Consider the following 24730-nt stretch of genomic DNA (forward strand, 5'->3'; position numbering starts at 1 on the left):
TATAGCTCATGATCATGGAGCAATTAGGGTAGTAGAAGGAGCACAAGGCGGAACGCATATGAAAGTAGGTGTTCAAGAGCTTGAATGTGATTTCTATGCTTTATCAGGTCATAAAATGTCCGCTCAAACTGGTATTGGTGTACTTTATGGAAAAAAAGAATTGCTCGAAAATATGGAGCCAGTTGAATTTGGCGGAGAAATGATTGATTTCGTAAATCTTTATGACTCCACATGGAAAGAGCTTCCATGGAAATTTGAAGGTGGTACGCCAATTATCGCTGGTGCTATAGGTTTAGGGGCGGCTATTGATTTTATCGAAGACATCGGTATGGATGCTATTTCAAAGCATGAGGAAAAACTTGCCACATATGCCTATGAAAAAATGCAAGCGATGGATGGGATTAAGATTTATGGTCCAAAACATCGTGCTGCGCTTATTACGTTTAATCTTGACGATGTCCATCCTCATGATACAGCAACCGTTTTAGATGCAGATGGAATTGCTGTTCGAGCAGGTCATCATTGTGCACAGCCATTAATGCGTTGGCTTGATGTGACAGCAACGGCGAGAGCAAGCCTCTATTTGTATAATACAGAAGAAGATGTTGACCGTCTCGTAGACGGACTCAAGAAGACAAAGGAGTATTTTGGGAATGGCTTTTAATAACCTAGATACACTTTACAGACAAGTAATTATGGATCATTATAAAAACCCGCGGAACAAAGGCAATTTAGATGGAGATACTTTGACAGTCGACATGAACAATCCTACTTGCGGAGATCGAATTCAGCTTAATATGCAAGTAGAAGATGGGATTGTTAAAGATGCCAAATTTGAAGGTGAGGGCTGTTCGATTAGTATGGCCTCAGCTTCTATGATGACCCAAGCAATTAAAGGGTTAGAAGTTAAAAAAGCTTTGAAAATGTCCGAGATGTTCTCCAAAATGATGTTAGGAGAAGATGTTGATACGACAGGCCTAGATGTAGGAGATATTGAAGCACTGCAAGGTGTATCCAAGTTTCCTGCAAGAATTAAATGTGCCACCCTTTGTTGGAAAGCAATGGAAAAGGGTGTTAAAGACGAATAAAAGTCAAATGCAATGAAGACGCGATTGACTCTATTTGAATTATCCTAAAAGGAGGGGTTTATTAATGGCAAAAAACATGCCAGAAATCGAAGAGTATAAATATGGGTTTCATGATCGTGACGTTTCTGTCTTTCGCTCAGGAAAAGGTCTGACTCGCGAAATTGTTGAAGAGATTTCCAGAATGAAGGAAGAACCGCAATGGATGCTTGATTACCGTCTTAAAGCGTTGGAACATTTCTATGAGCGTCCAATGCCTCAATGGGGCGGCGACCTTTCGGAGTTGAATTTTGATGAAATTGTTTACTATGTGAAGCCTTCAGAAAAACAAGGAAGAACATGGGATGAAGTACCAGAAGAAATCAAACGAACTTTTGATAAGCTAGGTATCCCTGAAGCGGAACAAAAATATTTAGCAGGTGTTTCTGCGCAATATGAATCTGAAGTTGTTTACCATAGTTTAAAAGAAGATTTAGAAGAAATGGGTATCGTATTCAAGGATACCGATACAGCACTAAAAGAAAATGAAGAGCTATTCAAAGAGTATTTTGGTAAAGTGATTCCAGCAACAGACAATAAATTTGCTGCTTTAAATTCAGCTGTTTGGTCTGGAGGTTCATTTATATATGTACCAAAAGGTGTAAAGACGACGACGCCACTCCAAGCTTATTTCCGTATTAACTCAGAAAACATGGGACAGTTTGAGCGTACGTTGATTATCGTTGATGAAGGTGCTTCTGTCCATTATGTAGAAGGTTGTACAGCACCAATTTATACGACTAATTCATTACACAGTGCAGTCGTAGAAATCTTCGTTAAAAAAGACGCTTATTGCCGTTACACTACGATCCAAAACTGGGCAAACAACGTTTATAACCTAGTAACTAAGCGTGCTACCTGTGATGAGAATGCGACAATGGAATGGATTGACGGTAATATTGGCTCTAAAATTACGATGAAGTATCCTGCAGTGCTTTTAAAAGGGGAAGGTTCTCGTGGTTATACACTTTCTATTGCCTTTGCTGGTAAAGGGCAGTTGCAAGATGCTGGTGCCAAAATGCATCACCTAGCACCTAATACGTCATCTTCAATTGTTTCGAAGTCTATTTCAAAAAATGGCGGAAAAGTATCTTACCGAGGACTTGTACATTTTGGACGTAAAGCATCAGGTGCTCGCTCTAACATCGAATGCGATACGCTTATTATGGATAATGAATCTACATCCGATACGATTCCATACAATGAAATAAACAATGACAATATTTCATTGGAGCATGAAGCAAAAGTGTCCAAAGTTTCTGAAGAACAGCTGTTCTATCTGATGAGCCGTGGCTTAACAGAAGAAGAAGCAACAGAAATGATCGTTATGGGCTTCATTGAACCATTCACAAAAGAACTACCAATGGAGTATGCAGTTGAAATGAACCGGTTAATCTCGTTTGAAATGGAAGGGTCTATTGGATAATATGAATAAACAACTCCTTTGTTACAACGATGTCTGTGACAAGGGGGTTTTTTCTTGAGCTATAAAAAAGATGAAGGAATATGAAAAGCTTACTCTTTTCAGGGAAATCAACGTAGCATGTGGGTTTATTTTCTTCATTTTAGGTGTATTTTTGCATTCAAAGGTTTAATGGGACTTTCGTTTTTAAGGAATAATTTCTTTCTATATCCTTCTTTTGCCTTGTATGTAACGCTTATTTCAACAATCCTATTTTTTAGCAATCATTGTACTTGGTTTGACTATAGGCTTTCTCGGTTAGTTCAGCATGATATATGCGTTAATTCTCCACTACAGAAAAATTTAGTTTATACTTATAATTAAGCGTTTTATTTTTGGAAAAAACTAAATTTTCAAGGAGAGGGGATATTTTTTTATGAATGCAATTGGGTTATTGCTATTACAATTTGAAGAAATTAGAAGCAGAAACATAAAAGTGTGGGAGGTCATTCCTGAGGAAATGTTGCATTGGAAACCTGATGAAGAAGCTTTAACATGTGCTGAAATGATTAGACATTTATTAGAAGCTGAGTTCCTTTTCCATCACGTTCTTATAGGTAGAGGTGGTAAGGGGCTTGTTAATTTGGATAATCCATTTGAAGCAAAAGAATTTATATCAGTGGAAGATGAACTTAAATTTGCTAAGCCTTTTCGAGAGAGGTTTTTGGAATATATTCAAACACTGGACGCGCATGACTTAGAAAATATAGAAATAGATCTAATTAATGAAGGAGGTTATATGAAACAGCTAGGTGCAATGTTAGTACGGATTGCTTACCATGAGTCAGTTCATACAGGTCAATTGCTAGACTACATGAGAACAATGAGAATTACCCGTCCGAAGATATGGGATTAAGGATTAAGGGTTTATAAATAAATACGTAAAAAGTTTAATTCAAGCTATCGTTTTTAGGGTGTGCTGTATTTATCCCGGATATAAGGTGTTGTAAGACTTCAAGAATTGGAAGATGCGAGCTGAACAAGTCTAGGTGGGAGATAACAGCACCAAAATTTCTTTTTTAGCTTAAGCTTGACACCATCTCACTACATGTGGATAACTATGTTTTGCCAAGGCAGCGATTATCCACATTCTCACCTTATGTAAAGCCACAAGCGACTCAATTCATAAATGGTCTAAGTACTGACCATGATATTATAAATCATTTGAGCTCTGGACAACTATCGGTATTTTTGTTATGTTAGGCGAAGGAGCGAGGAATATGGAAAGGGTATGTATGCAGCAATAATAAAACTTATTCTAAGTGAAAAAATCGTAGCTAATATTTAGCTACGATTAGAAAGTATGTTTTTTTTACAGCTTTAATTTCTGTAAAATAGCTGTTAAATTGTTATTAGTATGGTGTCCAATGATATTACCATACTGGAATGCTCTATCTGCTCTTGCTTGAAATTCTTCTATCCAATTTCTATTTCCCCATTCATTAGCTTGTGTGGCATACATTGTGAAATGAGGGGATATTCCAGTTGCTTGTTGTTTTAAAGATTCTGTCGCTCTATTAAAATCAAAAGTGAAGCCTGCATGTTCTCTAAGGGATATTTGGCCTGCTTCATACAAAGCAGTACTTATCGCGTTGAGATCTTCAAAAGAAGCATTCGTAATATCATATTTTTCAGAAAGTTCTCTCCAAATATTCGGTGTATCTTTTTTTGCTGATGATGTTTCTTGAGTTTGCTTCATGTCTTTGCTAAAATGGTCTTCCGTTTCTGTGTTTTTTATATTTGTATTTGCTGGTAGAGTATGGGCTGTTATTGCATTCATTTGACTAATATTCATATTATTTTCTCCTATTGTTTTTTGTTATCTAATATTCATCCTAGCGCTCATTGTATTCCAAGGTGCGTTGATAGAGGTAGCTTGATATGTAAATCTACCATTCTCATATCCGCTGGCGTCCCACCACCTAAAATACCCATCAATGATTCGATCACCATTTAAATCAATGGCTTCGTCCATAAGCATTGGTATATTTCCACCATTCATTTGGGCTATCCTTGATGTATTTCTACTATAGCCAATTTCCCTTGTAACAATGTACATTTCTTCTCCACCATGATCTTCAATAGATGTTAATTGATTTAGTGCAAAGTATTCATACTGTGGGTAATGAGTAGAAATAGCTGCATATACACTTAAAGAAGTTAAAGGAGGAGCGGGTCCTTGAAGAGTTATACCTTCTACGGATCCGTCTTTCGCTACATCTTCTTCAATAAATTGAGCATCTGGATATTCCTCTTGAAGAGACTGTAAAGCTTGATCCTTTAGCAACTTTTTATGCAAAGTAGTAGATTCGTCAACAGAAGACGCTGAAACTGCCCCTGCCGTTAAGAAGAGCGTTAAGGCTATGACTACTGCGGTAAATCCTTTTTTCATATAAATAAACCTCCTCATCGTTTTTTCTTAATTGAGCTAAGTTAACCCAATATTATAATATGTTTATTTTATCGGAATATTAATGAAAAAATTTAGAGAAAACCATTTTTTATTATTCTGAGCTATAAATTATTTTGATAAAAGATGTTTTCTATAATTAATTGTTTACTATCCACTAATATGTAGCACAGATAAATGGAGCAACTTATGCGACAGACTTAACTTTGGAAATGAAGATGGTGAGAAGAAAGGAGGAAATCAAAAAATAGATGCGTTTTAAAATTTGGAGTATTATAGAAGGCTTTAACCGATATAGTGTTTTACAAATAATTTTATGGATATAATGGTAAAAATATATGTTATAATAAATATAATCAGTTTACCGTTTCAGGAAGTCATGACTAAATGGCAAAATTAACAATTGAATCTAAAGAGTTTCAACAAGTCCTTGCTAATCTCCGTTTCGATAAAATGTTTCTTTCACCTGAACTTCAAAAGAAAGTTGTCAGTCTAGTGAATAATGATAAAAGGATTACCCAAGAGACGATAAAAAGGATTATTGCAAATGGATAAATATAATATAGAAAATCAAGCGGATTATTTATTAAAAAGCAATTTTTTTGAGCTACTTCATACGATGAACTAGAGCAACTGGAAGCGGTTGCTTTTTCCATACGTGCTTCATAGTTAGAAATTGAATTGTTTTGATTGGCTTATCCCTTTCACAATTGAAGCGCTTGAGCAATTACATTTTATTTATTTCAGGATATTTATCCGTTTGCTGGTAAAATTAGAAACGTTCAACTGATGAAAGGGGAAACTAGATTTTGTCAAGCGCAATATATTGAATCTAACTTAAATGATTTATTTCGTAAATTGAATAGAGAACCTGTTTGGGAAACACGAGATCAAGCTAAGAAACAGTTAGCATTTTATAAGTCTGAGCTCAATATGATTCACCCCTTCAGGGGAGGGACTGGACGAGTGAGTCGTTTGATTATTCGTGAAGCCGCTCGAAATCATAGATATAATTGGGATTTTGGAAGGATTGACAGTGCTTTATACACGAAAACAATGATTAGAAGCGTGATAGATGTATCCTCATTACAAAGTTTATTTCATCAAACCTTAACAACATGTCATTAAATTGATTTTTGGCAAAGGTTAATGAAACCAATATCTTCGTTTGCTTTTCTTTTACATACAAAAAAGGGAATTTTCTATGTTTTATGATTTTTTCCGCTATTGGTGTGAGTAATGGAATATATATGAAAGGAAGTTTGAACAATTTGAAAAGATTCTTTGTATTTTCATTAAGTTTTATTATTTTGTATTTCGTTATGCAAGTGTTAACGGGTTTCATTGTTACCTTACTATATGTTCCAAACATAACGAAAGCATGGAATACCGATGGGACATTATTTCAGACTATTACATTACAGGGTAAGTCTTTTCCAATATCGATTATTTTTGTATTGATTTCTGTTGCTATTGCTTACTTTATTCAAAGGAAATTTGTCAGGCTACTTCATAATAAAAGAGCATAGTAACACTTATTTACGGAGCAATTTAACATGTAAAGGTACAAGGAATCCAAATGCAATAATGTAGGCAGCTATGGAAACAAAAGGATTCCACCCAGTATATTTCAGGTAATCCAAATGTACCATAGTCCATTCCAATAAAGCAGAAATAATTGTAAATACTACTACTAAAAACCATTTGTTTTTATGCGTATAATAGTTAATAAATAATATTGCTAAAGAGGAAGGGACAAACGTATACACTAAAATTTCCGCAAGTCCAGCTGTTTTTGGATCAGCAAGATGTATTAAATCTAATGTTCTGGCAACTAATGAATCACTAAGCCAAGTTATAAATGCAACAATTCCAAAAGTGGCGTATAGCTCTTTCCAAGTAATATGTTTTTTAGGGATAAAAAGTATAGTGAGTACTAAAATGATGCTAATCGTAATAGGAAACCAAATTCCTTTTGAATGTAAATCAAGATTGTGGATAACTTTATCCATACTTATTCTCCTTTATTTAGACAGATATACAATTAACTTGCATTTATATGATACTGAGAAGCCATTGTGTGCATATCATAGTCACCATCTCCTGGAATGATTCTAAAGAATCTTAAGCAAAATATATCATTAATCCTTTAAAATTTGCACATCTTACCATAAAGTTAATCTCTATTTAATGAATGGTTTTCTTTCATCCTTCACCTAAGCTTATCTAACTTATCTCATCCAATTCATGAATCTGGACTCTCAGAGCGCTTTATATCAGGGGTTAATCTTAGGTGATAAACCAACTTGAATAATAGCGGACACCTCATACATAGTATTGGTTTTTTTTAAGGAGATATACACTATAAGGGTGAGGAATCTGACTTGAAAATATGAATTAATAAACCACCAAAAAACATGATATACTGGGGGAATTCTTTAGAGAAATTTCTAATCGAATTTGGTTTAAACCAATACAGAATGGAAAGTGTAGTGTTGCAGAAATAATAAGTCATTTTATTCCTTGGGATAAATTTGTAATTAACGATCGAATTCCTGCTATTCTAACAGGCGTAGTTTTATGCGCTCCACGTGATCGATAATTGGTGAACAAACAAGCTGCAAGAATGAAAAATCGATAACCATTACACAAATTTTAAATGGTTGAGAGAGACTTTTATATTGGGGTGAGTAAGCTGATCATATGTACATATCTTGACGGTTTAGTAAGTCATGGTCTACATCATAAAGCACAAATACATGGATACATCAACAGAACATACGACTTAAGTCTAAATATCGACCGCTTGCAAGCGTTTATGGAGTAGATATTAAAGGGGAATTATGAATGTTTACGTATGTACGGAGCAATAATAGTACGATATTCGTTGAAAAAAATGTGTTTAATACGAACAAAATATATAACCAAATTGCTTTTGATAAACAGGAGCTCCATTGTGCTGACATTTTTCAACAACACATGGAGTCAAAACGATTGCAAACGGAAAGATATGTTATTCAAAACAATGATACCCCTGTAGGAATTTTAGAATATGGAATGCATAGTCCTCGAACGAATATGCCTTGGCTAACGCTTTTGCTTATTGATAAGAAATATCAAGGAAAGGGGTTAGCTAAAAATGTTTATTTACAGTTCGAAACATGGATGCAAGTAAAAGGAGCTTCTAATATTCAAATTGCTGTCCATGCTAACAATGAGAAAGCGCTATTATTTTGGAGTAATATGGGTTTTAGGCAGTATGATGAACGTGTTTACCAAGCAAAGCGCTATTATAGTTTAGAAAAGAGATTATAAAGTGAATCTTCAATCGAAGTTTTTTCTTTCCGACTCATAAATATGGATTTTCGAAACGAGAAGCGCTCATATACACGTATACAACTGAGATGAAATTTTTAAGAGCTGGACGGCAAACCAGACTTATTAGATAAGTTATGAAAAAACAAGGCCATTTCCAACCGTGCAGTTACTATGTTGTTATGAAAATAATGATGGTAAAAGAATAAGATGACATGTTTACTTAGATTTCTGATGATAGCTTTTTAGATTGGAGCTGAGGCTGTTGATTACCGATGTCGTTACCAAAGAGAATTGGAAGCGTTTTATTCATGAGGGGAGTCTAGTGGATGAAAATATTTCCTATGAGCTAGTTGACTCTTGGGAAAGATGTAAGCAAGAAGGTGTTAATCCGTTTGATGGGATTTCTAAATCGATTTTACAGCCAGATGAACTCCAGCGGCGTGTAGAACAAAATGCACTGCTTATTTCGTTAGTAGAAGCGCAACGCAATCAGTTACATTATTTTTTAAAGGGATGGCAATATGTTACGACATTGACAGATAAAGAGGGTTACATACTACAAAATAGAGGCGAGCAGTCAGTAGAAGCAAAAGCTTATGATATTTTATTTATTCAAGGCTCAAATTGGGGCGAAACAGAAGTGGGAACCAACGCAATTGGATTAGCTCAATTATATAAGAAGCCATTTATAGTAAGGGGTTATGGCCATTTTGCAGTAGCCTCACAAATTTGGAACTGTGCCGCTGCACCAATTGTTGATCATCATAATCAGTTGATTGGCATTCTTAATATTTCAAGTCCCTATAAACCAATAAACTTTAATTATGTACTGGCTTCGGTAAAAATGATTGCCGATTCTATTTCGCTTGCTTGGCGAAAAACCATGTACGAGGATATGGAACAATTACAGAAATTATCTTGTTCTAAAAATGCAATTATTTGTTCCAATGATGATGTTATATGTAAGTTACCGAGGCATTTGGAAAATAAATATGGATATATGCTTGGTGAACCGTTAGATAACATAATGCCAGAGATAAGTTTGCATGGTGAAAGAAAACCACTTTTAATAAATGGCCGCTCCATAGGTTATGAGGTTTATGTGCAGGAAGAAATAAAGGAAAATCCTGTTTATTTTGCAGGTGTGACAGGAAAAAGTGATGTATTTCAAAAGGTATTGCAAGATATTCATAAAGTTGCTACAACGGATGCTGCTGTTCATATATATGGAGAGACTGGTACAGGAAAAGAATTAGTTGCTGAAGCAATTCACCGTAATAGTGAACGTGCGCATCAACCTTTTGTTTCTATTAATTGTGGGGCGATCCCTGAACAGTTATTGGAAAGTGAGTTGTTTGGTTACGAACCTGGTGCATTCACCGGTGCTCATAAAAATGGTAGAAAGGGAAAGCTAGAAGCGGCAAACAAAGGCACTTTATTTCTAGATGAAATTGGTGATATGCCTTCATCCATGCAGATTTCTTTGCTTCGGGTACTACAACAAAAGCAAGTAACTCGAATAGGAGGCTATGAGCCTATTCCTATGGATGTGCGCATTATTTCAGCAACAAATGTAGATATACGTCAACTAGTTACAGAGGAGACAATGCGAGCTGATCTCTTTTATCGTATTTACGGTTTTCCTATTTATGTACCGGCTTTACGACAACGCAAAGAAGATATTCCTTATTTTATCGATTATTATTGCAAGGAAAATCATTGGTATCCAAGCTGGATAAATAAATTAACAGCTACTTTTAAACATGGAAGATGGACAGGGAATATTCGTGAATTATTTAATGCTTTAGATCGCTGTCGCATTTTATTTCCAGAGCAAACACCTGAGGAAGAGGAGCTTTATCAGATTATTTCGATTTGGGATAACACAGAGCTGATAAGAGTAGAGAGCAACGAAAAGGAAACACAAAATTTTCGCAATCAGTTAGAAGTAGACAAGATTAAACAAGCCTTAAAAAAACATCACAATCATGTACCAAGTGCTGCGGCTGATTTAAATATATCACGAAGCACATTATATCGTAAAATTAAAAAGTACCAATTGTAGCGTGCTTCATTCCAAATATTTTTTCTCGTTTCTCGCTTGTTGGATGATATAAATTCATGAAAAGGATAAGGATAACACCTAAAAAGAGAGTTTTTTTAAAAGCCGATGTCCTAAAAGCCTAATATGATGTAGTCGCATTCTATTAAATCTACTATTTTAGTATTACAAATGAACAAGTGGCCTTTTTGGGAATAAACCTTAAGAATAAAAAATGCGACAAAATGAGACAATTTGCGAAAGTTGTCTCATTTTTTGTTCTCCTAAATGAAAACGCTTTAATGACATAACTTAAAAAGTTGGCATGTTTTTTGCTTATATATAAGTGAAAGCACAAAATATGAAGGAGGATTTCAAGATGGATAAGAAAATAGCAAGTTGGATGTATACAAAAATGAATGACATTCGTAATTTTGAAAACCAAGTCCAAAAAATTTTTGCTACAGGGGAAATTCCGGGATTTGTACATTTATATGCAGGGGAAGAAGCTGTTGCAGTTGGGGTTTGTGCTCATTTAGAAAATATAGATTATATAACCAGTACACATCGTGGGCATGGCCATTGTATTGCCAAGGGCTGTGACTTAAATGGGATGATGGCTGAAATATTTGGTAAAGAAACTGGTTTATGTAATGGAAAAGGCGGTTCCATGCATATAGCAGATTTGGAAGTCGGCATGCTTGGAGCTAACGGCATTGTTGGTGGAGGGTTTCCATTAGCTGTTGGTGCAGGTTTATCTGCTGATATTTTAGAAAACGGTGGCGTTGCAGTATGTTTCTTTGGCGATGGAGCAAATAATCATGGCACGTTTCATGAAGGAATTAATATTGCAGCAGCATTGAATCTACCTGTTGTTTTTGTCGCAGAAAATAATGGCTTTGGAGAAGCAACGCCATTTGAGTACGCTACTTCAGCAAAAACTATTGCTGATCGAGCAATAGCATATGATATACCTGGCGTACGCGTTGACGGAAATGATGTTACTAAGGTTTATGAAGTTGCCGAAGAAGCGATAGAAAGAGCTAGAAACGGAGAAGGACCAACCTTAATTGAAGCCATTACTTATCGTACGAGTGGTCATTTTGAAGGAGATAATCAAGCGTATAAGTCAGAATCTGATAAAGAAAAGTGGCCAGTAGAAGTAGATTGTATTGAACAATTCAAAACATACGCGTTAGAGAATAAACTGTTAAGCAAAACGGAACTGGAAGAGATGGAGAAGGCGTCTTTAAAAGCGGTGGAGGAAGCAGTTGAATTTGCGCATCACAGTAAAGTGCCAAGTGAGGAAGCATTAACGGAGAATGTATACGTTTCTTACAAATAATATGAATGAGGTGAGATAAATGGCGAGAAAAATAACGTTTTCAAAGGCGATTAATGAAGCAATGGATATTGCAATGGAAAGAGATAATAAAGTCATTTTAATTGGAGAAGACGTAGCTGGAGGAGCAACAGTCGATCATCTACAGGATGAAGAAGCTTGGGGTGGCGTTTTTGGAGTAACGAAAGGATTAGGAAATAAGTATGGACGTAAACGGGTCATCGATATGCCAATTGCTGAAGCTGGCTATATGGGAGCGTCAGTGGCCGCTGCGGTTACAGGTTTAAGACCAATATCAGAATTAATGTTTAACGATTTTATTGGTAGTGCGATGGATGAAATTATGAACCAGGGTGCTAAAATTCGTTATATGTTTGGTGGGAAAGCAGAAGTTCCATTAACTATTCGTACAAGCCATGGTGCGGGTGCAGGAGCTGCAGCGCAGCATTCCCAATCATTATATGGCATGTTAACAGCTATCCCTGGATTAAAAGTCGTTGTTCCTTCTAACCCTTACGATGCTAAAGGCTTGTTATTAACGGCAATTGAAGATAATGATATGGTCGCCTTTTTTGAAGATAAAACACTATATAGTATGAAAGGTGAAGTACCCGAAGGATATTATACAATACCGTTAGGAAAGGCAGAAATTAAGCGTGCGGGGGATGATCTAACCATTGTGGCGATAGGGAAAATGGTACAAGTAGCTGAAAGCGCTGCAAATCAGCTTGCTAAGCAAAATGTCGAGGTGGAAATTATTGACCCTAGATCATTATCTCCACTTGATGAGGATACGATTTTACAGTCCGTTGAGAAAACAGGGCGTCTATTGATCATTGATGAAGCAAATCCACGTTGTAATGCAGCAACGGATATTTCTGCTATGGTTGTAGATAAAGGTTTCGATTTTTTAGATGCGCCAATTAAGATGGTGACGGCTCCACATGCACCTACACCATTTGCCACAAACTTAGAGCAATTATATATACCACGAGCAGAAACAGTTGTACGAACAGTAAAAGAAATGATTGGGGAATTGACCTTATCTAGATAATGAGGAGGGGATTAAATGGCTACATCGATATTAATGCCAAAACTAGGTATGACGATGACAGAAGGAACGGTGGAAGAATGGCTTAAACAACCTGGAGACACCGTAAAAGAAGGTGAAGGAATTGTCACAATTAGTTCAGATAAATTAACGAGTGAAGTAGAAGCTCCAGCTGATGGTATATTATTAAAGGTAATAAAAGAGATGTCTGAAGAAGCAGAAGTTGGTGAACCGATTGGTATTGTTGGGCAAGCTGGAGAAGAAGTAGGGGAAGCGACATCGACTTCTGAAAAAGAAAAAACTGAACCAACAGCTGAGGTACAAGAGAAGGCGGTTCAACAAGTAGAGCAGCAACCTGAAGGACATCAAGACATGAAAGGTCCGCAACGAAAAAGGCGTATTTCTCCAGCTGCTCGTAAAAAAGCAAAAGCATTATCCGTAGATATTTCTAAAGTAACAGGTACTGGTCCTAAGGGAAGGATTACTAGAAGAGACATTGAGCAAGTAGCTGAGCTGCAAGTAGCAGCGACCACAACGGAAGAACAGGTTACAACAAAACCAGCCGTTCATGAAGAAGAAGCAATGCAGGTTCAAGGTATGTCAGCAATGAGAAAATCAATTGCTGCTAATATGCAGCATAGCTTGGAATCAACCGCGCAATTAACATTACATCGGAAAGCTGATATAACAAACTTACTTGCTTTTCAAAAGAAAATGCGCACAGAAGCAGCAGAGAATAATTTAGATTTAAAGCTGACACTAACGGTATTTTTAGCTCGAGCTGTAACGTTAAGCTTACAAGCACATCCTGAAGTAAATACACATCTTATTCATGATCAGCTACACCAATTTGAAGAAGTACATTTAGGTATTGCAACCTCACTAGAAGATGGATTGGTTGTTCCTGTTGTAAAACATGCGGAAAGATTGCCACTCGGTAGCTTAGCAAAGCAAATGAAACATGTCACAGAAACTGCTCGTGAAGGAAAAAATGCTGAATTAAGCGGAGCAACATTCACCATTTCTAATTTAGGTGCGCAAGGTATAGAATATTTCACACCAATCCTGAACCCACCAGAAAGTGGGATTTTAGGTGTAGGTACATTTGTACAAGAGCTTAGGTTAGATGAAAATGAGCAGGTGAAACAGATAACTTCGCTACCACTCAGCTTAACCTTTGATCACAGAGTATTAGATGGGGCGCCAGCAGCAGAATTCTTAAATACGATTGCTCATTATTTAGCAAAACCATATTTGTTATTGCTGTAAAGAAATCAGAATAGAATCTATCCTATAAAGACCTTCGCTATGCGTATGAAAATAGAAAAAGGAAAACACTTAAAATTAAACTCCTTCTCTGCTATGATGACAAAGGTTTCGCAAATCTTATCGCGTGCAGAGAAGGACCTATCAATCTGATATTTTTAGCTATTCCAGACTAGAAGAACACGATGTTGGTATAAAGGTTCTAAATTATAGAAGGAAGCTGTCTCAGCTGAGACAGCTTCCTTCTATGTACTCCAATTCCCCTCCCCCTGACATTTCATGCATTATAAATTATGGGCTATCTAAAAGGAAAAGTGTGCTTTAAGCTATAAAAAGAGAGACTACACAAAATTATTGACATATCTATCAATAGTTTAAGAAATTTTTAGTTTAATTTAATGATGTTGATAAATATTGTAAACTAGTCCATAATTAGGATGGTTGTAAAAAATATATGGGGGCTAAAAATATGAAGAAGTACTTATTTGTTTTACTTGCTGTAATGTTAGTAGTTTTATCTGCATGTGGTGGATCAAGCGAAAGTAAAGACACAGAAAATGAAGAAAGTAAAGATAGCGCCGATGCAGCGAATGAAGAAAGCAAAGATAGCGCGGAAACAAACGAAAACGAAGATGTATACTTCAAAGATAATGAAGCTAAAATTGAAGATTTAAAAATCAAAATAAAAGAAACAAAGGTTATACCTGCTGGAGAAGAAGGAAATGAAACTGGAGAAAAACCAGTATTTGCTATCTGGTATGAGACAACGAACCTTACTGATAAAGACATAGATCCGTCAACAGCTTGGATAGCAGTATTTACAGCGTTGCAAGACAACGATCCAAATGCAGTAAACGAACTGGAAATGGGTAGCTTACCAGACGGAAACCATTCAGATACACAAACGGAAACGATAAAGAAAGATGGTACGGTAGAAAACTCCATTGCTTATGAATTAGATGATTTAGAAACTCCTGTAACCTTAGTAGCTACACAAGGCGTTATGGGAGAAGAGATTGGTAGACAAGATTTTGAAATTAAATAGTATGTAAAAAGCAGAGACACTCAATAAAAAGGGTGTCTCTGCTTTTTACATATATTTCAATGGTCAAAATATACAGTTTGATTTTATGTAAATTTCGGAGAAATATGCCTGTTTTTTTCAGGTTTTATAGAAGTAAATATATAAGCATAAAAGAAATAAGTTTTTTATTAGAATTAATAGAATTATAGAAAAATTAAGCTTTAAGTAGTATAATGGTTTTAGATTGTCAATGCTCCCAAAACATCCAATATAATTTGAAAAGGAGTGTTTCAGTGGCTGAGAACAGGGGTGTCGTATATGTAGGTGCTGGTAAAGTAGAGGTGCAGGATATTCGTTATCCGGATTTAGTTTTACAGGATGGGCCAGGTGTAAATCCATTAAATGTGGGGCGAAAATGCCATCATGGCGTCATTGTTAAAGTAGTAACTACGAATATTTGCGGAAGTGATCAGCACATGGTTCGAGGGAGGACTACAGCTCCCAGTGGCTTAGTGCTTGGTCATGAAATTACTGGAGAAGTTGTTGAAGTAGGACGAGATGTTGAGTTTATCCAAATAGGAGATTTAGTATCTGTTCCATTTAACATTGCCTGCGGACGTTGTAGGAATTGTAAACAACAAGACACTCATATTTGCCAAAATGTTAATCCAGATAGACCAGGATCAGCCTATGGTTATGTTGATATGGGCGGATGGGTAGGCGGTCAATCGGAATATGTAATGGTTCCATATGCTGATTTTCAACTGCTTAAATTTCCTGATAAAGATCAGGCTATGGATAAAATACTTGATTTAACTATGTTATCGGATATTTTTCCGACAGGTTATCATGGAGCGGTAAGCGCCGGAGTTAAACCGGGATCAACAGTTTACGTTGCCGGAGCAGGTCCTGTAGGTCTTGCTGCTGCACATTCAGCTCAATTACTCGGAGCATCTGTCGTCATTGTCGGTGATTTAATTGAAGAAAGGCTGGCACAAGCACGCAGCTTCGGATGTGAAACAATTAATTTACGTGAACATACGAATTTAGGGGAACAAATGGAGCAGATCCTAGGTGTACCAGAAGTAGATTGTGCGATTGACGCAGTTGGATTTGAGGCAAGTGGTCACGGAGAAGGAGCAAGTGAAGCACCGGCAACTGTTTTAAACACGATTATGGGTATAACTCGGGCTGGAGGAAAATTAGGTATTCCAGGGTTATATGTTACAGGTGACCCAGGGGGCGTTGATAAAGATGCAAAAGAAGGAACGTTGAAAATTCGCTTCGGATTAGGATTTGCGAAAGCACATACATTTGTTACTGGCCAAACTCCAGTGATGAAATATCATCGTGATTTAATGATGGCCATTTTAAGTGGAAAGGCGCAAATTGCAAAAGCAGTAAATGCTACATTAATTTCGTTGAATGAAGCGCCAGCTGGATATGAAGCATTTGATGGTGGTGCGTCAAAGAAATTTGTTATTGATCCGCATGGTTTGGTGAAAGCATAACGATATGAGGTAATGAATGGTATGTACTGTACCATCAAACGATAATTAAAAGCATAAGCCTTATCCAGTTTTTCAACTGAATAAGGCTTCATTTCATTATATTTGATTTAAGAAGAGGTGTTTGTCTGAAATCTAAACGTGTTTGGGGGAAGGAAAAAATGAGGTCACGATTATTTTTGTTACTGTGCTTTTTTTTGATTCTGCTTACGAGTTGCGATGAACGTTCAGATAGTAGTGATCAATCAAACTCATTATCTAGTAATCAAGATGACAAAACAACAATTCAAACAGAAGATAGTAGAGAAATGGCTGATTCAGGAAAAGAACAAACGGAACAGAAAGCCGAAGAAACGGAAGTGCCAAAAGCAGATACTTACGATGTGGATCAACGAAAAGTAATCTATACTGCGGATACACGTATAGAAGTAAAAGATTTACAGAAAAAAATAGCGACTTTGGAAAGTTTGATTATAGATTATAATGGTTATATTGTAGAATCATCTAGAAGTAATGATACAGAAGAAAAAAATAGCACCGGTTTCATCACTGCAAGAGTACCACAAACGAATTTTAAAACTTTTATGGATGAAGTAGAATCGGGGGAAGGAAAATTATTAAGTAGTAATATCTCAGGTCAGGATGTTACTGAAGAATATGTGGATCTAGAGTCTCGACTTCAATCTAAAAAAGTAGTAGAGAAAAGGTTATTAGCTTATATGGAACAAGCTGAAAAAACAGAGGATTTATTGGCTATTTCAGAAGACCTTGCAGAAGTACAGGAAGAAATAGAGCAAATTACTGGTCGAATGAATTATCTACAAAATAAAGCCGATTTGGCAACTGTTCATATCGAAATAAAAGAAAATAATGTATCGTTAGAAGATGGAGACTTAAATACATGGGAGGCAACGAAACAGCAATTCATAAAGAGTATAAACTTTCTTTTGAAAGTGATTTCAAACGTGTTTGTATTTATAGCAGGTAACATGCCGGTTCTTATTCTAATTGGTGTGTTAGGGTGGCTTGGTTGGATTTTTATAACAAAAAGGGTAAAGCAAAATCACAAGGAGAAATAGAGCAACAGAATAAAGATGTGATTTTCTGTTACTGCAGTATATAGATAAACTGCAGTTTTTTTTATTGTAAATGAGGTGTTAGTGGATAACGAAATAAGCGTATTTTATAGAGACATAAAGCCTTTATGAGAGAGAATAATCCTTTATCCTGAATTATTCACACCTATAACTTGAATACTACTGAACGCTTATGTACGAAGGAGGAAGCCAATTTGCTCCTGCACCAAAAAAATGAAAAAAGAATCCATTTCTGCTACAGTTAAATCACGTCAAATTAACCAATAGAATGGGTTCTTATAATGGCTACTTTTTAAAATCTAGGTTGCATTAAAATATAAAAATATTTTTCCATCATTATCATTTTAAAAAGAATTCGTATACCCAAAAACAGGATTTTTTTAAACGAGGAAGGCATCTATTGCGAAATCTATCCTATAGATTCCATTATATTGACTTATTTTTTTGGAGATCAATCCTTTTCATTTTTCAGCACTTTTTTTAAAGGGTTGAATCATTCAGGTTTGTATTGGTTCGTGAAAGCGATATGCTTTAAAAATAAACCAATAATAAAGTTTCGATGATATCCTTTTTTATATGCTACATTAGCTTTAGTAGGAGGAAAGACCGATGGAAGAAAATATTTTACTTGTGGAAGACGATTTGGAAATTGCACGTATCATTCGAGATATGCTCATGCGTAACCATTATCAGGTAACATGGGCTACAACAGGGTTAGAAGGATGGGAAGATTTTAAAATTGCTAATTATGACCTTGTAATTATAGATGTCATGCTTCCTGAAATGGATGGGTTTTCTTTATGTAAAAATATCCGCTTAAAAAGTGACGTACCAATGATTATCATAAGCGCTCGAAAAGCAGATGGGGATAAAGTAAAAGGTTTAGGTTTAGGGGCAGATGATTATATAGCAAAACCATTTAGTATGCTGGAACTAAAAGCCCGAGTAGAATCGCATTTACGTCGTTGGCGTAGGTTCCAAGGAGTTCCTAAAGAGACAAAGCAAACCTCTTATGAACATGGGCTAATGGTAGATTGGGGAGAGTGCTTCGTTTCTCTTCAAGGCAATAGAATTATGCTAACCGATAAAGAATGGGAGTTACTTACTGTTTTGGCTAAACATCCTGAGCAAACGTTCTCCAAGGAAGAGCTATATCAACATGTTTGGCAGCAAGTTGGATTAGATGGTGTACATACGGTTACGGTACATATTAAATCATTAAGAGAAAAGTTGCAAGACTCTGTGAAGACGCCCCGGTATATACAAACGGTATGGGGAAAAGGCTATCGATTTATTGGTGACATGCAATGAAAATAAAAACATGGCTTCTGGTATCTTATTTTGTTGTTATGGTCCTTCCTGTAATGGCAGGTTATTTATTATTTTTATTCATACAAGGGTACCATGATGAACTGAAAATACAAGAACATATTGAAACGGTAGAGGAAATAACGACATTAAAGGCATTACTTGTTGACCCAGAATTATACGAGTTTAATAGCGATTGGGGCAAAATCAAGCAAAATATAGATAAGAATCAAGCTGTTACTGTACTAAATAAAGATGGCATAGTTATGTATGCATCTCATTCATCTGTTACTTCAACTTTTCAAAAATATGGAAAAAAGCAGTTGTATGAAGGTCTATACGAATTAGAACAAGGCTACCGTTCTTATACTTATCGTCAACCTGTATTTATGAAAGATAAACTAATTGGATTTTTTGAAATACAAATCCCTAGAGAACAATGGGTGGAGGGAGTTACGAATCGAGCACTTTTAGTAGGTGTAGGTTTATGTATTATTTTTATTGTTATTTATACGTTAGTTGTCCTGTTTGTGAATAAAAAAATAGTACGTCCATTGAAGAAGCTTATTAATGATATAAAACGATTTGCTGCTGGGGAATCAATACATGAAAGAAAGACGAAAAAAGATGAAGTGGGGGAATTAACAGCACATTTTTATGTTATGAGTAGACAAATAAATAAGGCGAGAAGAATAGCTAAGCAAGAACAGCAAGCCAAGGAATACTTAGTTGCTAGCGTATCTCATGACTTAAAAACACCGTTGACTTCCATTAAAGCATACGCAGAGTCATTAGTATTTGAAAAAGATATCCATGTAAAAGAACAGAAGGAATATTTGCATATCATTATGGAAAAAACAGATTTTCTAAAAGCAATGCTTGATGATTTATTAACCTACACGATGTTGCGCTCATCAGAAAAGCAGCTGGAGTTGGCTTTAGTAGATGGGGAAGAATTTTTTGACATGTTAACCTCAGACTTTGAAACTCTTTGTAAACAAAAAGGGATTGACTTGCATGTTTCTTTGCAAGTCAAAGGGAAATACAAGGTAGACCCAAACCAAATGATACGTGTGATGGATAATCTTGTGAGCAATGCAATTTCCCATACTGCTACTTATGGAAATATTTGGTTAGGAGTTGTATCATGGGACTTGCCAGATTGGACATATTCCTTTGTGCGTCAAAATGTGGATTGGAAAGGGCAAGGGGAAGAGGGGGTTTTCATCTTAATACAAAACGAAGGGAAAGGGATTGATGAAGCGGTTTTGCCGCATGTGTTTGAACCATTTTATCAACATAATCCAGCGAGGAGTAAGCAAGAATTTCAAAGAAATGGTTTAGGGTTAAGTATTGCAAAACAAGTAATTGAAGAGCATGGAGGGTGGATACATATCTTCTCCCAAAAAAACGTAGGTACATGTGTTGTTTGTATGTTGCCTCAAACTTTGGAAAGGTGATCGTATGGAAAAATATAAGGTAAGTATTTTAATCTGCCTCATGGGAGGAATCATATTGTCAGCGTGTACACCAGATTCAAATCAATTTTCTCCAAAGGAAATGGTTAATAAAGTATTAACTACTGAAAAAGAAACAAATGTAGCTTATTATGGAGAGTCGACAACGGTAACGAAAGAAAATGAAACAGAAGTAGAACGGTTTGTAATGAAAGAATGGCGAGACGGTACAGGCAAAATTCGTGTGGAAATAGAAGGCAATAAAGAAGAGCCCATATCTATTGCCGTTAATGATGGCGCATCTTTAATTAGTTACGAACCAAAGCAAAAACAAGCTCTCATCATGGATGACCAAGAAATGCTTGCATTAAATCAACCATCCCCTATGGATCAAGTGAACTTTATTTTAGAACAAATTTCAAAAACACATGAAATAAGAACGGGAAAAGAACAGAAGATAGCTGGTCGCCAAACGCAACTCGTCATCGCTGAACCTAAAGCTAAAGATCAATTATATGGTCGACAAGAGTTATGGATAGATAAGGAAAACTGGATTGTTTTAAAAATGAATGCAACGATAGGAAACCAAACAGTAGAAACAGAATATAACCAAATTAATTTTGAAGCAGATATAGCTGATGAGAAATACTCCTTGAAATTACCAAAAGATGTAGAAGTTAAAAATATGAATGAGTTAAATTCAAATCGCAAAGTTACTTTAGAAGAAGCACGTGAACAAATGGGAAGTACATTCTTATATGTGCCTGAAGCAGAAGATATAGTGTTAAGTAATGTTGAACTAATTGAACTGGCAGGTGAATTTTCGCGTATGGAAGTAAGCATGGATTATACGAAAAACAACATACCGATATTCAATTTGTCTGTTTTTCCAATACCAAATGAAGATAATAATGACATTGAAACGTTTACAGCGTCAAATGAAAAGCGGATTACATTCCGAGGCGTGGATGGGGTGTATACGGAGGATGATACGTATCAAATGTTGTTATGGGACGAACAAGGTCTGCGTTATTCTATCATGATAATGGATGCAGATTTAAGTTTGAACCAAATCAAACAATTCGTAAATAAAATGAAATTTGTCCCTTAATTGGAGGAAAAGAATATGCAACTCTTTATCATAAGTGTTATTACTATTTTACTTACCTGTATTTCTTTCATTCTTCCAAAGAAAGTAAGTGTAGGGCTACTTCTTATCGGCAGTTGTAGTATGATCGTATATTTACTCATGACGAATGAATTTTTCGAAGCAGTCTTGCCACTTAGTGTGATGTTTGTCACCTATTTTAGTTTTAGTGTTGTCTTTGACCATGACAAAAAGTTGAAAAAACAGCAATTACAACAAAAGCTTTCGGTTACAAACTTTCAGATCGTTGAACTGAAAAGAGATGTTAGGCGAATTTTGATGGATATTTGTTTAGCTGGTGCAATAGCAGGAGTTTCCGTTATTTGTCTTCTTTTTATTCCAGAAATGATCAATACACTTAAGTATCTACTTGGCTACTATTTAATTTTGATGCTTCCACCATTCTTGAACCGCTTGGTAGATTATTTCTTTGCCAAGGTGTATATGTTACCTGAGGAACAAGTGCTGGTCATTATCTCCTTACTTGAAGCAAGAGAATTGCCAATGGAACATTTAGAAGCTATTCAAAAACAATCTAATCCAGATATTTTAAGACTTCATCCTAGTTTTGCCTTTTTAGCTGAACGAAAAGATTATACAATTTCATTTTCAACCGTATTGCGTTTAACTTTTTCTGGAGAAACAATGTATTTAACACCTGTAAATGTAGAGGCGTGGTACATGTACTGGAATCGTTTTATCCAAGTAGACCAAGTAGAAACGGAAAAAAATATTCTTCCAATCTGGCATAGGAGCAATATAAAGCGCTTGTTATGGAAAGGCTATTTTGCAATTAGCGTTAAAGGTGTTGCTGCATATACAGCGTTATTAACTATTTTGATTTTTCTTCATTGTCCGTGGTATGTTATTACTGTTTTTGTATTTCTATGGTGGCTGTTTAATATGTATATTGCAGACCGACTACTCATTAATGCTTCAGACGCAGAAGAAGTTACAGCGGGAGAGTTATATCATATTTCCCAGGAAATTTTTTCGAAGGCTGGAATAACAGGCACTAGATTATATGTGATTGACTCTGATGTATATAACGGTTTTGCAACGGGTACGCACATTGGAAAAGGGACGATAATGTTGACTAGCGCAACAACGAAATTATCCTGGTCTGCAGTGAAGGCTATTTTAGCACATGAGGCAATACACATAAAAAAGCGGGATGTTATGGTGAATCAAATTGGACGGGTGATGTTAATGATTGTTCTTGGATTTGGCATCTTTTTATCTTTTAATGGACTAAAGCAATTAATAGAACAGCCATTACTACTTATTGTATTAATAAATTTACTTTGGGCTATTTTTATAATCTGTTTATCAGGGGTTGCTCAATGGACAGAAGTAAGGGCTGATTATTTGGGAGCTGAACTACTAGAGGCAGGGAATAGACATATGGCTGATGGATTGAAAGAATTAGCTGTTGCCCAAGATCAAGCAACAAACAAGGCATTACAATATAGCAATCTTGAAGAGAATAACCATAACAGCATAGAAAGAGGTAGCTGGTTGTTACGCTTCATGGAGTTCCAGTTTATGCCACATCCGCCGTTATATTGGCGTATTCAACAACTATGTAAAGAAGAAAACTGGAATAGAACGAGGAAAGCGTGGCTAGTTGCACGAATAAAAGAATCGTTGCCGGATTTCTTCCAGCATAAAAGAGTTAACTTGTAGGTTGTAGCACTCGCTATGAATACTTGTTTATCAGGTAAGGGTATGAGAAGGATAATGAGGCGTGAGAGAATGATCCTAAGATTTTTATCTAGGAACATCTCAGAAGCGTCCAAGAAATTGAATATCCAGTAATAGTAGGAGCAGGTACTCTGTTATTTGGCACTTAATGTGGTGACTCCTGCAGGGAAATCATGATTATAGCGTTTTTTTCGAGTGAGGAGTCTCAAGAAGTCCTGAGGAAGGCGAGGGGGCAAGCACGTATACCATTTCAAATAAAATGTTAGAAATAATCGGCGAATATTTAGCTCCTAAATATACTATACGAGGAGTGATTACTTGGAAAAACAACTTTTCATTATTCATATTTTGCATCTCATTTTAATCTTATTACTATTGTTATATGGACTTCTACATTTGAACTTCGATCCCTTATTCTTTTTTGGAATAGTAATACTCATTTATTCCATGAACATGGTCCGTTTAATCAACAAACAATCCAATGAGCATTAGAGGGATTTCTAGAAGTTTTTCTAACAATGGTATAAGTCGGATAAAAAAAACATAAACGGACAGAAATAAGATAGACAGACGATGGAAGGGGTCTTATGATGTCTATCTTACTATTCTTTTACGAACTAGGGAGAAAATTTTTTATATATAAAGTGTACGATCTTTCTGCACAAATGGCTTATTATTTCCTACTATCTGTTTTTCCGTTTCTGTTCGTGATTTATTCGTTAATTCCTTATTTGCCCTTTAATGAAGATTATATTTTAACGCTAATTGAACCGTATGCACCGGATACAACGTATCGTCTAATTAGAAATACGTTAACTGCTGTGCTCGCAAATCAAAATCAACCCTTGCTTTCTTTAAGCTTGGTTATTTCTGTATGGCTTGCTTCAATGGGATTTCAATCCATGAAACGTATACTTAACACGGCTTATAACGTGCATGAGAAGGAAAGTATCGTAAGACAAGTAATCGAAGGGCTAATGTTAACTATAGGATTTATGATTGTTTTCTTGTTTTCCGTTGTTGTTCCTGTTTTGGAAAGAACATTAAGGGCATATTTGGTCGATATATTTACCAATGATAGTTTTCATCGTTTGTGGGATTTTATCCAGTGGGGAGTTGGTAGTTTTTTAATCATGACTTTTTTTCTTCTACTTTATTATTTCACTCCAAATCTACGTGTCAAAGTAAAGCAAGTTCTTCCAGGTGCGCTTGTCGCTACAATTGGTTGGCAAATTATCTCCCTTCAATTTGCTACTTTTGTTAGTCGTAACGATTATACAGCTTTTTATGGACAATTAGGAGGTATTGTTGTATTAATGATTTGGTTCTATATGTCTGCTATGATCATTATTATTGGGGGATTAGTTAATGCTATGATTTATCCAATTCAACGTAGCGAAAGGCGTTCTTTTTAGCCTTGAAAATCATGACATACAATATCGTTTGTATGAGATGATCTGATCCTGTTGTT

23 protein-coding genes are annotated in these 24730 nt (G+C 35.9%); 20 read left to right on the forward strand and 3 right to left on the reverse strand.

Features of this window, described 5'->3' with window-relative positions:
• The 4 genes from HLX49_RS11405 to HLX49_RS11420 all read left to right on the forward strand — a co-directional run.
• A partial coding sequence (locus HLX49_RS11405) for an aminotransferase class V-fold PLP-dependent enzyme (RefSeq protein ID WP_296362004.1) occupies positions 1–664 on the forward strand: 664 nt, incomplete at its 5' end.
• On the forward strand, positions 654–1088 hold the full coding sequence (sufU, locus tag HLX49_RS11410; RefSeq protein ID WP_077705046.1) for a Fe-S cluster assembly sulfur transfer protein SufU: 435 nt from the start codon (positions 654–656) through the stop codon (positions 1086–1088). The genes HLX49_RS11405 and sufU, both read left to right, overlap by 11 nt.
• Before the next feature lie 64 nt (positions 1089–1152).
• The gene (gene sufB / locus HLX49_RS11415; RefSeq protein WP_073007322.1) at positions 1153–2550 is read left to right on the forward strand and encodes a Fe-S cluster assembly protein SufB; all 1398 of its coding nucleotides are present in this window, start codon (positions 1153–1155) and stop codon (positions 2548–2550) included.
• Positions 2551–2962: 412 nt separating this feature from the next.
• A complete protein-coding gene (locus HLX49_RS11420; RefSeq protein WP_101934154.1) occupies positions 2963–3442 on the forward strand; it encodes a DinB family protein in 480 nt (159 codons plus the stop codon).
• A gap of 456 nt (positions 3443–3898) precedes the next feature.
• Here the strand turns inward: HLX49_RS11420 and HLX49_RS11425 are convergent, their stop codons facing one another.
• Both HLX49_RS11425 and HLX49_RS11430 read right to left on the reverse strand, forming a co-directional pair.
• A complete protein-coding gene (locus tag HLX49_RS11425) occupies positions 3899–4381 on the reverse strand; it encodes a hypothetical protein (RefSeq protein ID WP_077704897.1) in 483 nt (160 codons plus the stop codon).
• 24 nt (positions 4382–4405) lie between these two features.
• A complete protein-coding gene (locus HLX49_RS11430) occupies positions 4406–4978 on the reverse strand; it encodes a DUF4879 domain-containing protein (protein WP_077704894.1) in 573 nt (190 codons plus the stop codon).
• A 405-nt stretch (positions 4979–5383) separates the two neighbouring features.
• Between HLX49_RS11430 and HLX49_RS11435 the strand changes: the two genes are divergently transcribed.
• The 3 genes from HLX49_RS11435 (at position 5384) to HLX49_RS11445 (ending at position 6525) form a co-directional block, all read left to right on the forward strand.
• On the forward strand, positions 5384–5551 hold the full coding sequence (locus tag HLX49_RS11435) for a Zn-dependent hydrolase (RefSeq protein WP_101934152.1): 168 nt from the start codon (positions 5384–5386) through the stop codon (positions 5549–5551).
• A 171-nt stretch (positions 5552–5722) separates the two neighbouring features.
• The gene (locus HLX49_RS11440) at positions 5723–6124 is read left to right on the forward strand and encodes a Fic/DOC family protein (protein ID WP_101934151.1); all 402 of its coding nucleotides are present in this window, start codon (positions 5723–5725) and stop codon (positions 6122–6124) included.
• Positions 6125–6267: 143 nt separating this feature from the next.
• Positions 6268–6525, forward strand: a complete 258-nt coding sequence (locus HLX49_RS11445; RefSeq protein WP_164085542.1) for a hypothetical protein — start codon at positions 6268–6270, stop codon at positions 6523–6525.
• 6 nt (positions 6526–6531) lie between these two features.
• Here HLX49_RS11445 and HLX49_RS11450 read toward each other — a convergent pair whose 3' ends face one another.
• Positions 6532–7008, reverse strand: coding sequence for a hypothetical protein (locus HLX49_RS11450; RefSeq protein ID WP_101934149.1), 477 nt, complete (start codon positions 7006–7008; stop codon positions 6532–6534).
• Between the two features lie 835 nt (positions 7009–7843).
• Between HLX49_RS11450 and HLX49_RS11455 the strand changes: the two genes are divergently transcribed.
• The 13 genes from HLX49_RS11455 to HLX49_RS11515 all read left to right on the forward strand — a co-directional run bounded on the left by HLX49_RS11455 (position 7844) and on the right by HLX49_RS11515 (position 24674).
• Positions 7844–8311, forward strand: coding sequence for a GNAT family N-acetyltransferase (locus tag HLX49_RS11455; protein ID WP_101934148.1), 468 nt, complete (start codon positions 7844–7846; stop codon positions 8309–8311).
• 265 nt (positions 8312–8576) lie between these two features.
• Positions 8577–10379, forward strand: coding sequence for a sigma-54-dependent Fis family transcriptional regulator (locus HLX49_RS11460; protein ID WP_296362012.1), 1803 nt, complete (start codon positions 8577–8579; stop codon positions 10377–10379).
• A gap of 355 nt (positions 10380–10734) precedes the next feature.
• Positions 10735–11700 (forward strand): thiamine pyrophosphate-dependent dehydrogenase E1 component subunit alpha, encoded by a 966-nt coding sequence (locus HLX49_RS11465; RefSeq protein ID WP_296362013.1) that lies wholly within the window; start codon positions 10735–10737, stop codon positions 11698–11700.
• A 19-nt stretch (positions 11701–11719) separates the two neighbouring features.
• Positions 11720–12751 carry an alpha-ketoacid dehydrogenase subunit beta gene (locus HLX49_RS11470; RefSeq protein ID WP_101934145.1) on the forward strand — a complete coding sequence of 344 codons (1032 nt, stop codon included), beginning with the start codon at positions 11720–11722 and terminating at the stop codon, positions 12749–12751.
• Between the two features lie 15 nt (positions 12752–12766).
• Positions 12767–14017: a dihydrolipoamide acetyltransferase family protein gene (locus HLX49_RS11475; RefSeq protein ID WP_296362017.1), complete on the forward strand. Its 1251-nt coding sequence runs from the start codon at positions 12767–12769 to the stop codon at positions 14015–14017.
• A gap of 466 nt (positions 14018–14483) precedes the next feature.
• A complete protein-coding gene (locus HLX49_RS11480) occupies positions 14484–15059 on the forward strand; it encodes a DUF5067 domain-containing protein (RefSeq protein WP_077704870.1) in 576 nt (191 codons plus the stop codon).
• A gap of 272 nt (positions 15060–15331) precedes the next feature.
• The gene (fdhA, locus tag HLX49_RS11485) at positions 15332–16549 is read left to right on the forward strand and encodes a formaldehyde dehydrogenase, glutathione-independent (protein WP_141130727.1); all 1218 of its coding nucleotides are present in this window, start codon (positions 15332–15334) and stop codon (positions 16547–16549) included.
• A gap of 158 nt (positions 16550–16707) precedes the next feature.
• Positions 16708–17625, forward strand: coding sequence for a DUF4349 domain-containing protein (locus HLX49_RS11490; RefSeq protein WP_296362022.1), 918 nt, complete (start codon positions 16708–16710; stop codon positions 17623–17625).
• 627 nt (positions 17626–18252) lie between these two features.
• Entirely contained in the window at positions 18253–18954 is a 702-nt protein-coding gene (locus HLX49_RS11495) for a response regulator transcription factor (RefSeq protein ID WP_077704859.1), read from the forward strand.
• Positions 18951–20411: a sensor histidine kinase gene (locus HLX49_RS11500; protein ID WP_296362025.1), complete on the forward strand. Its 1461-nt coding sequence runs from the start codon at positions 18951–18953 to the stop codon at positions 20409–20411. Before HLX49_RS11495 ends, HLX49_RS11500 begins: the two co-directional genes overlap by 4 nt.
• A gap of 55 nt (positions 20412–20466) precedes the next feature.
• Entirely contained in the window at positions 20467–21519 is a 1053-nt protein-coding gene (locus HLX49_RS11505; protein ID WP_176087327.1) for a LolA family protein, read from the forward strand.
• A gap of 15 nt (positions 21520–21534) precedes the next feature.
• On the forward strand, positions 21535–23241 hold the full coding sequence (locus HLX49_RS11510; protein ID WP_296362028.1) for a M56 family metallopeptidase: 1707 nt from the start codon (positions 21535–21537) through the stop codon (positions 23239–23241).
• Between the two features lie 605 nt (positions 23242–23846).
• Positions 23847–24674, forward strand: coding sequence for a YihY/virulence factor BrkB family protein (locus tag HLX49_RS11515; protein WP_296362030.1), 828 nt, complete (start codon positions 23847–23849; stop codon positions 24672–24674).
• The last annotated feature ends 56 nt before the right edge of the window (positions 24675–24730 follow it).

It is taken from the genome of Virgibacillus sp. (assembly GCF_013393565.1).
GTDB classification, from domain to species: Bacteria; Bacillota; Bacilli; order Bacillales; family Amphibacillaceae; genus Virgibacillus; species Virgibacillus dokdonensis.

Bases quoted from the DNA above. Each gene is read 5' to 3' on its own strand.
- HLX49_RS11495 (WP_077704859.1), top strand. From the start codon at position 18,253: ATGGAAGAAAATATTTTACTTGTGGAAGACGATTTGGAAATTGCACGT.
- HLX49_RS11450 (WP_101934149.1), bottom strand. From the start codon at position 7,008: ATGGATAAAGTTATCCACAATCTTGATTTACATTCAAAAGGAATTTGG.
- HLX49_RS11425 (WP_077704897.1), bottom strand. From the start codon at position 4,381: ATGAATATTAGTCAAATGAATGCAATAACAGCCCATACTCTACCAGCA.
- HLX49_RS11475 (WP_296362017.1), top strand. From the start codon at position 12,767: ATGGCTACATCGATATTAATGCCAAAACTAGGTATGACGATGACAGAA.
- HLX49_RS11435 (WP_101934152.1), top strand. From the start codon at position 5,384: ATGGCAAAATTAACAATTGAATCTAAAGAGTTTCAACAAGTCCTTGCT.
- sufB (WP_073007322.1), top strand. From the start codon at position 1,153: ATGGCAAAAAACATGCCAGAAATCGAAGAGTATAAATATGGGTTTCAT.
- HLX49_RS11430 (WP_077704894.1), bottom strand. From the start codon at position 4,978: ATGAAAAAAGGATTTACCGCAGTAGTCATAGCCTTAACGCTCTTCTTA.
- HLX49_RS11500 (WP_296362025.1), top strand. From the start codon at position 18,951: ATGAAAATAAAAACATGGCTTCTGGTATCTTATTTTGTTGTTATGGTC.
- HLX49_RS11490 (WP_296362022.1), top strand. From the start codon at position 16,708: ATGAGGTCACGATTATTTTTGTTACTGTGCTTTTTTTTGATTCTGCTT.
- HLX49_RS11515 (WP_296362030.1), top strand. From the start codon at position 23,847: ATGATGTCTATCTTACTATTCTTTTACGAACTAGGGAGAAAATTTTTT.
- HLX49_RS11510 (WP_296362028.1), top strand. From the start codon at position 21,535: ATGCAACTCTTTATCATAAGTGTTATTACTATTTTACTTACCTGTATT.
- HLX49_RS11455 (WP_101934148.1), top strand. From the start codon at position 7,844: ATGTTTACGTATGTACGGAGCAATAATAGTACGATATTCGTTGAAAAA.
- HLX49_RS11465 (WP_296362013.1), top strand. From the start codon at position 10,735: ATGGATAAGAAAATAGCAAGTTGGATGTATACAAAAATGAATGACATT.
- HLX49_RS11480 (WP_077704870.1), top strand. From the start codon at position 14,484: ATGAAGAAGTACTTATTTGTTTTACTTGCTGTAATGTTAGTAGTTTTA.
- HLX49_RS11420 (WP_101934154.1), top strand. From the start codon at position 2,963: ATGAATGCAATTGGGTTATTGCTATTACAATTTGAAGAAATTAGAAGC.
- sufU (WP_077705046.1), top strand. From the start codon at position 654: ATGGCTTTTAATAACCTAGATACACTTTACAGACAAGTAATTATGGAT.
- HLX49_RS11470 (WP_101934145.1), top strand. From the start codon at position 11,720: ATGGCGAGAAAAATAACGTTTTCAAAGGCGATTAATGAAGCAATGGAT.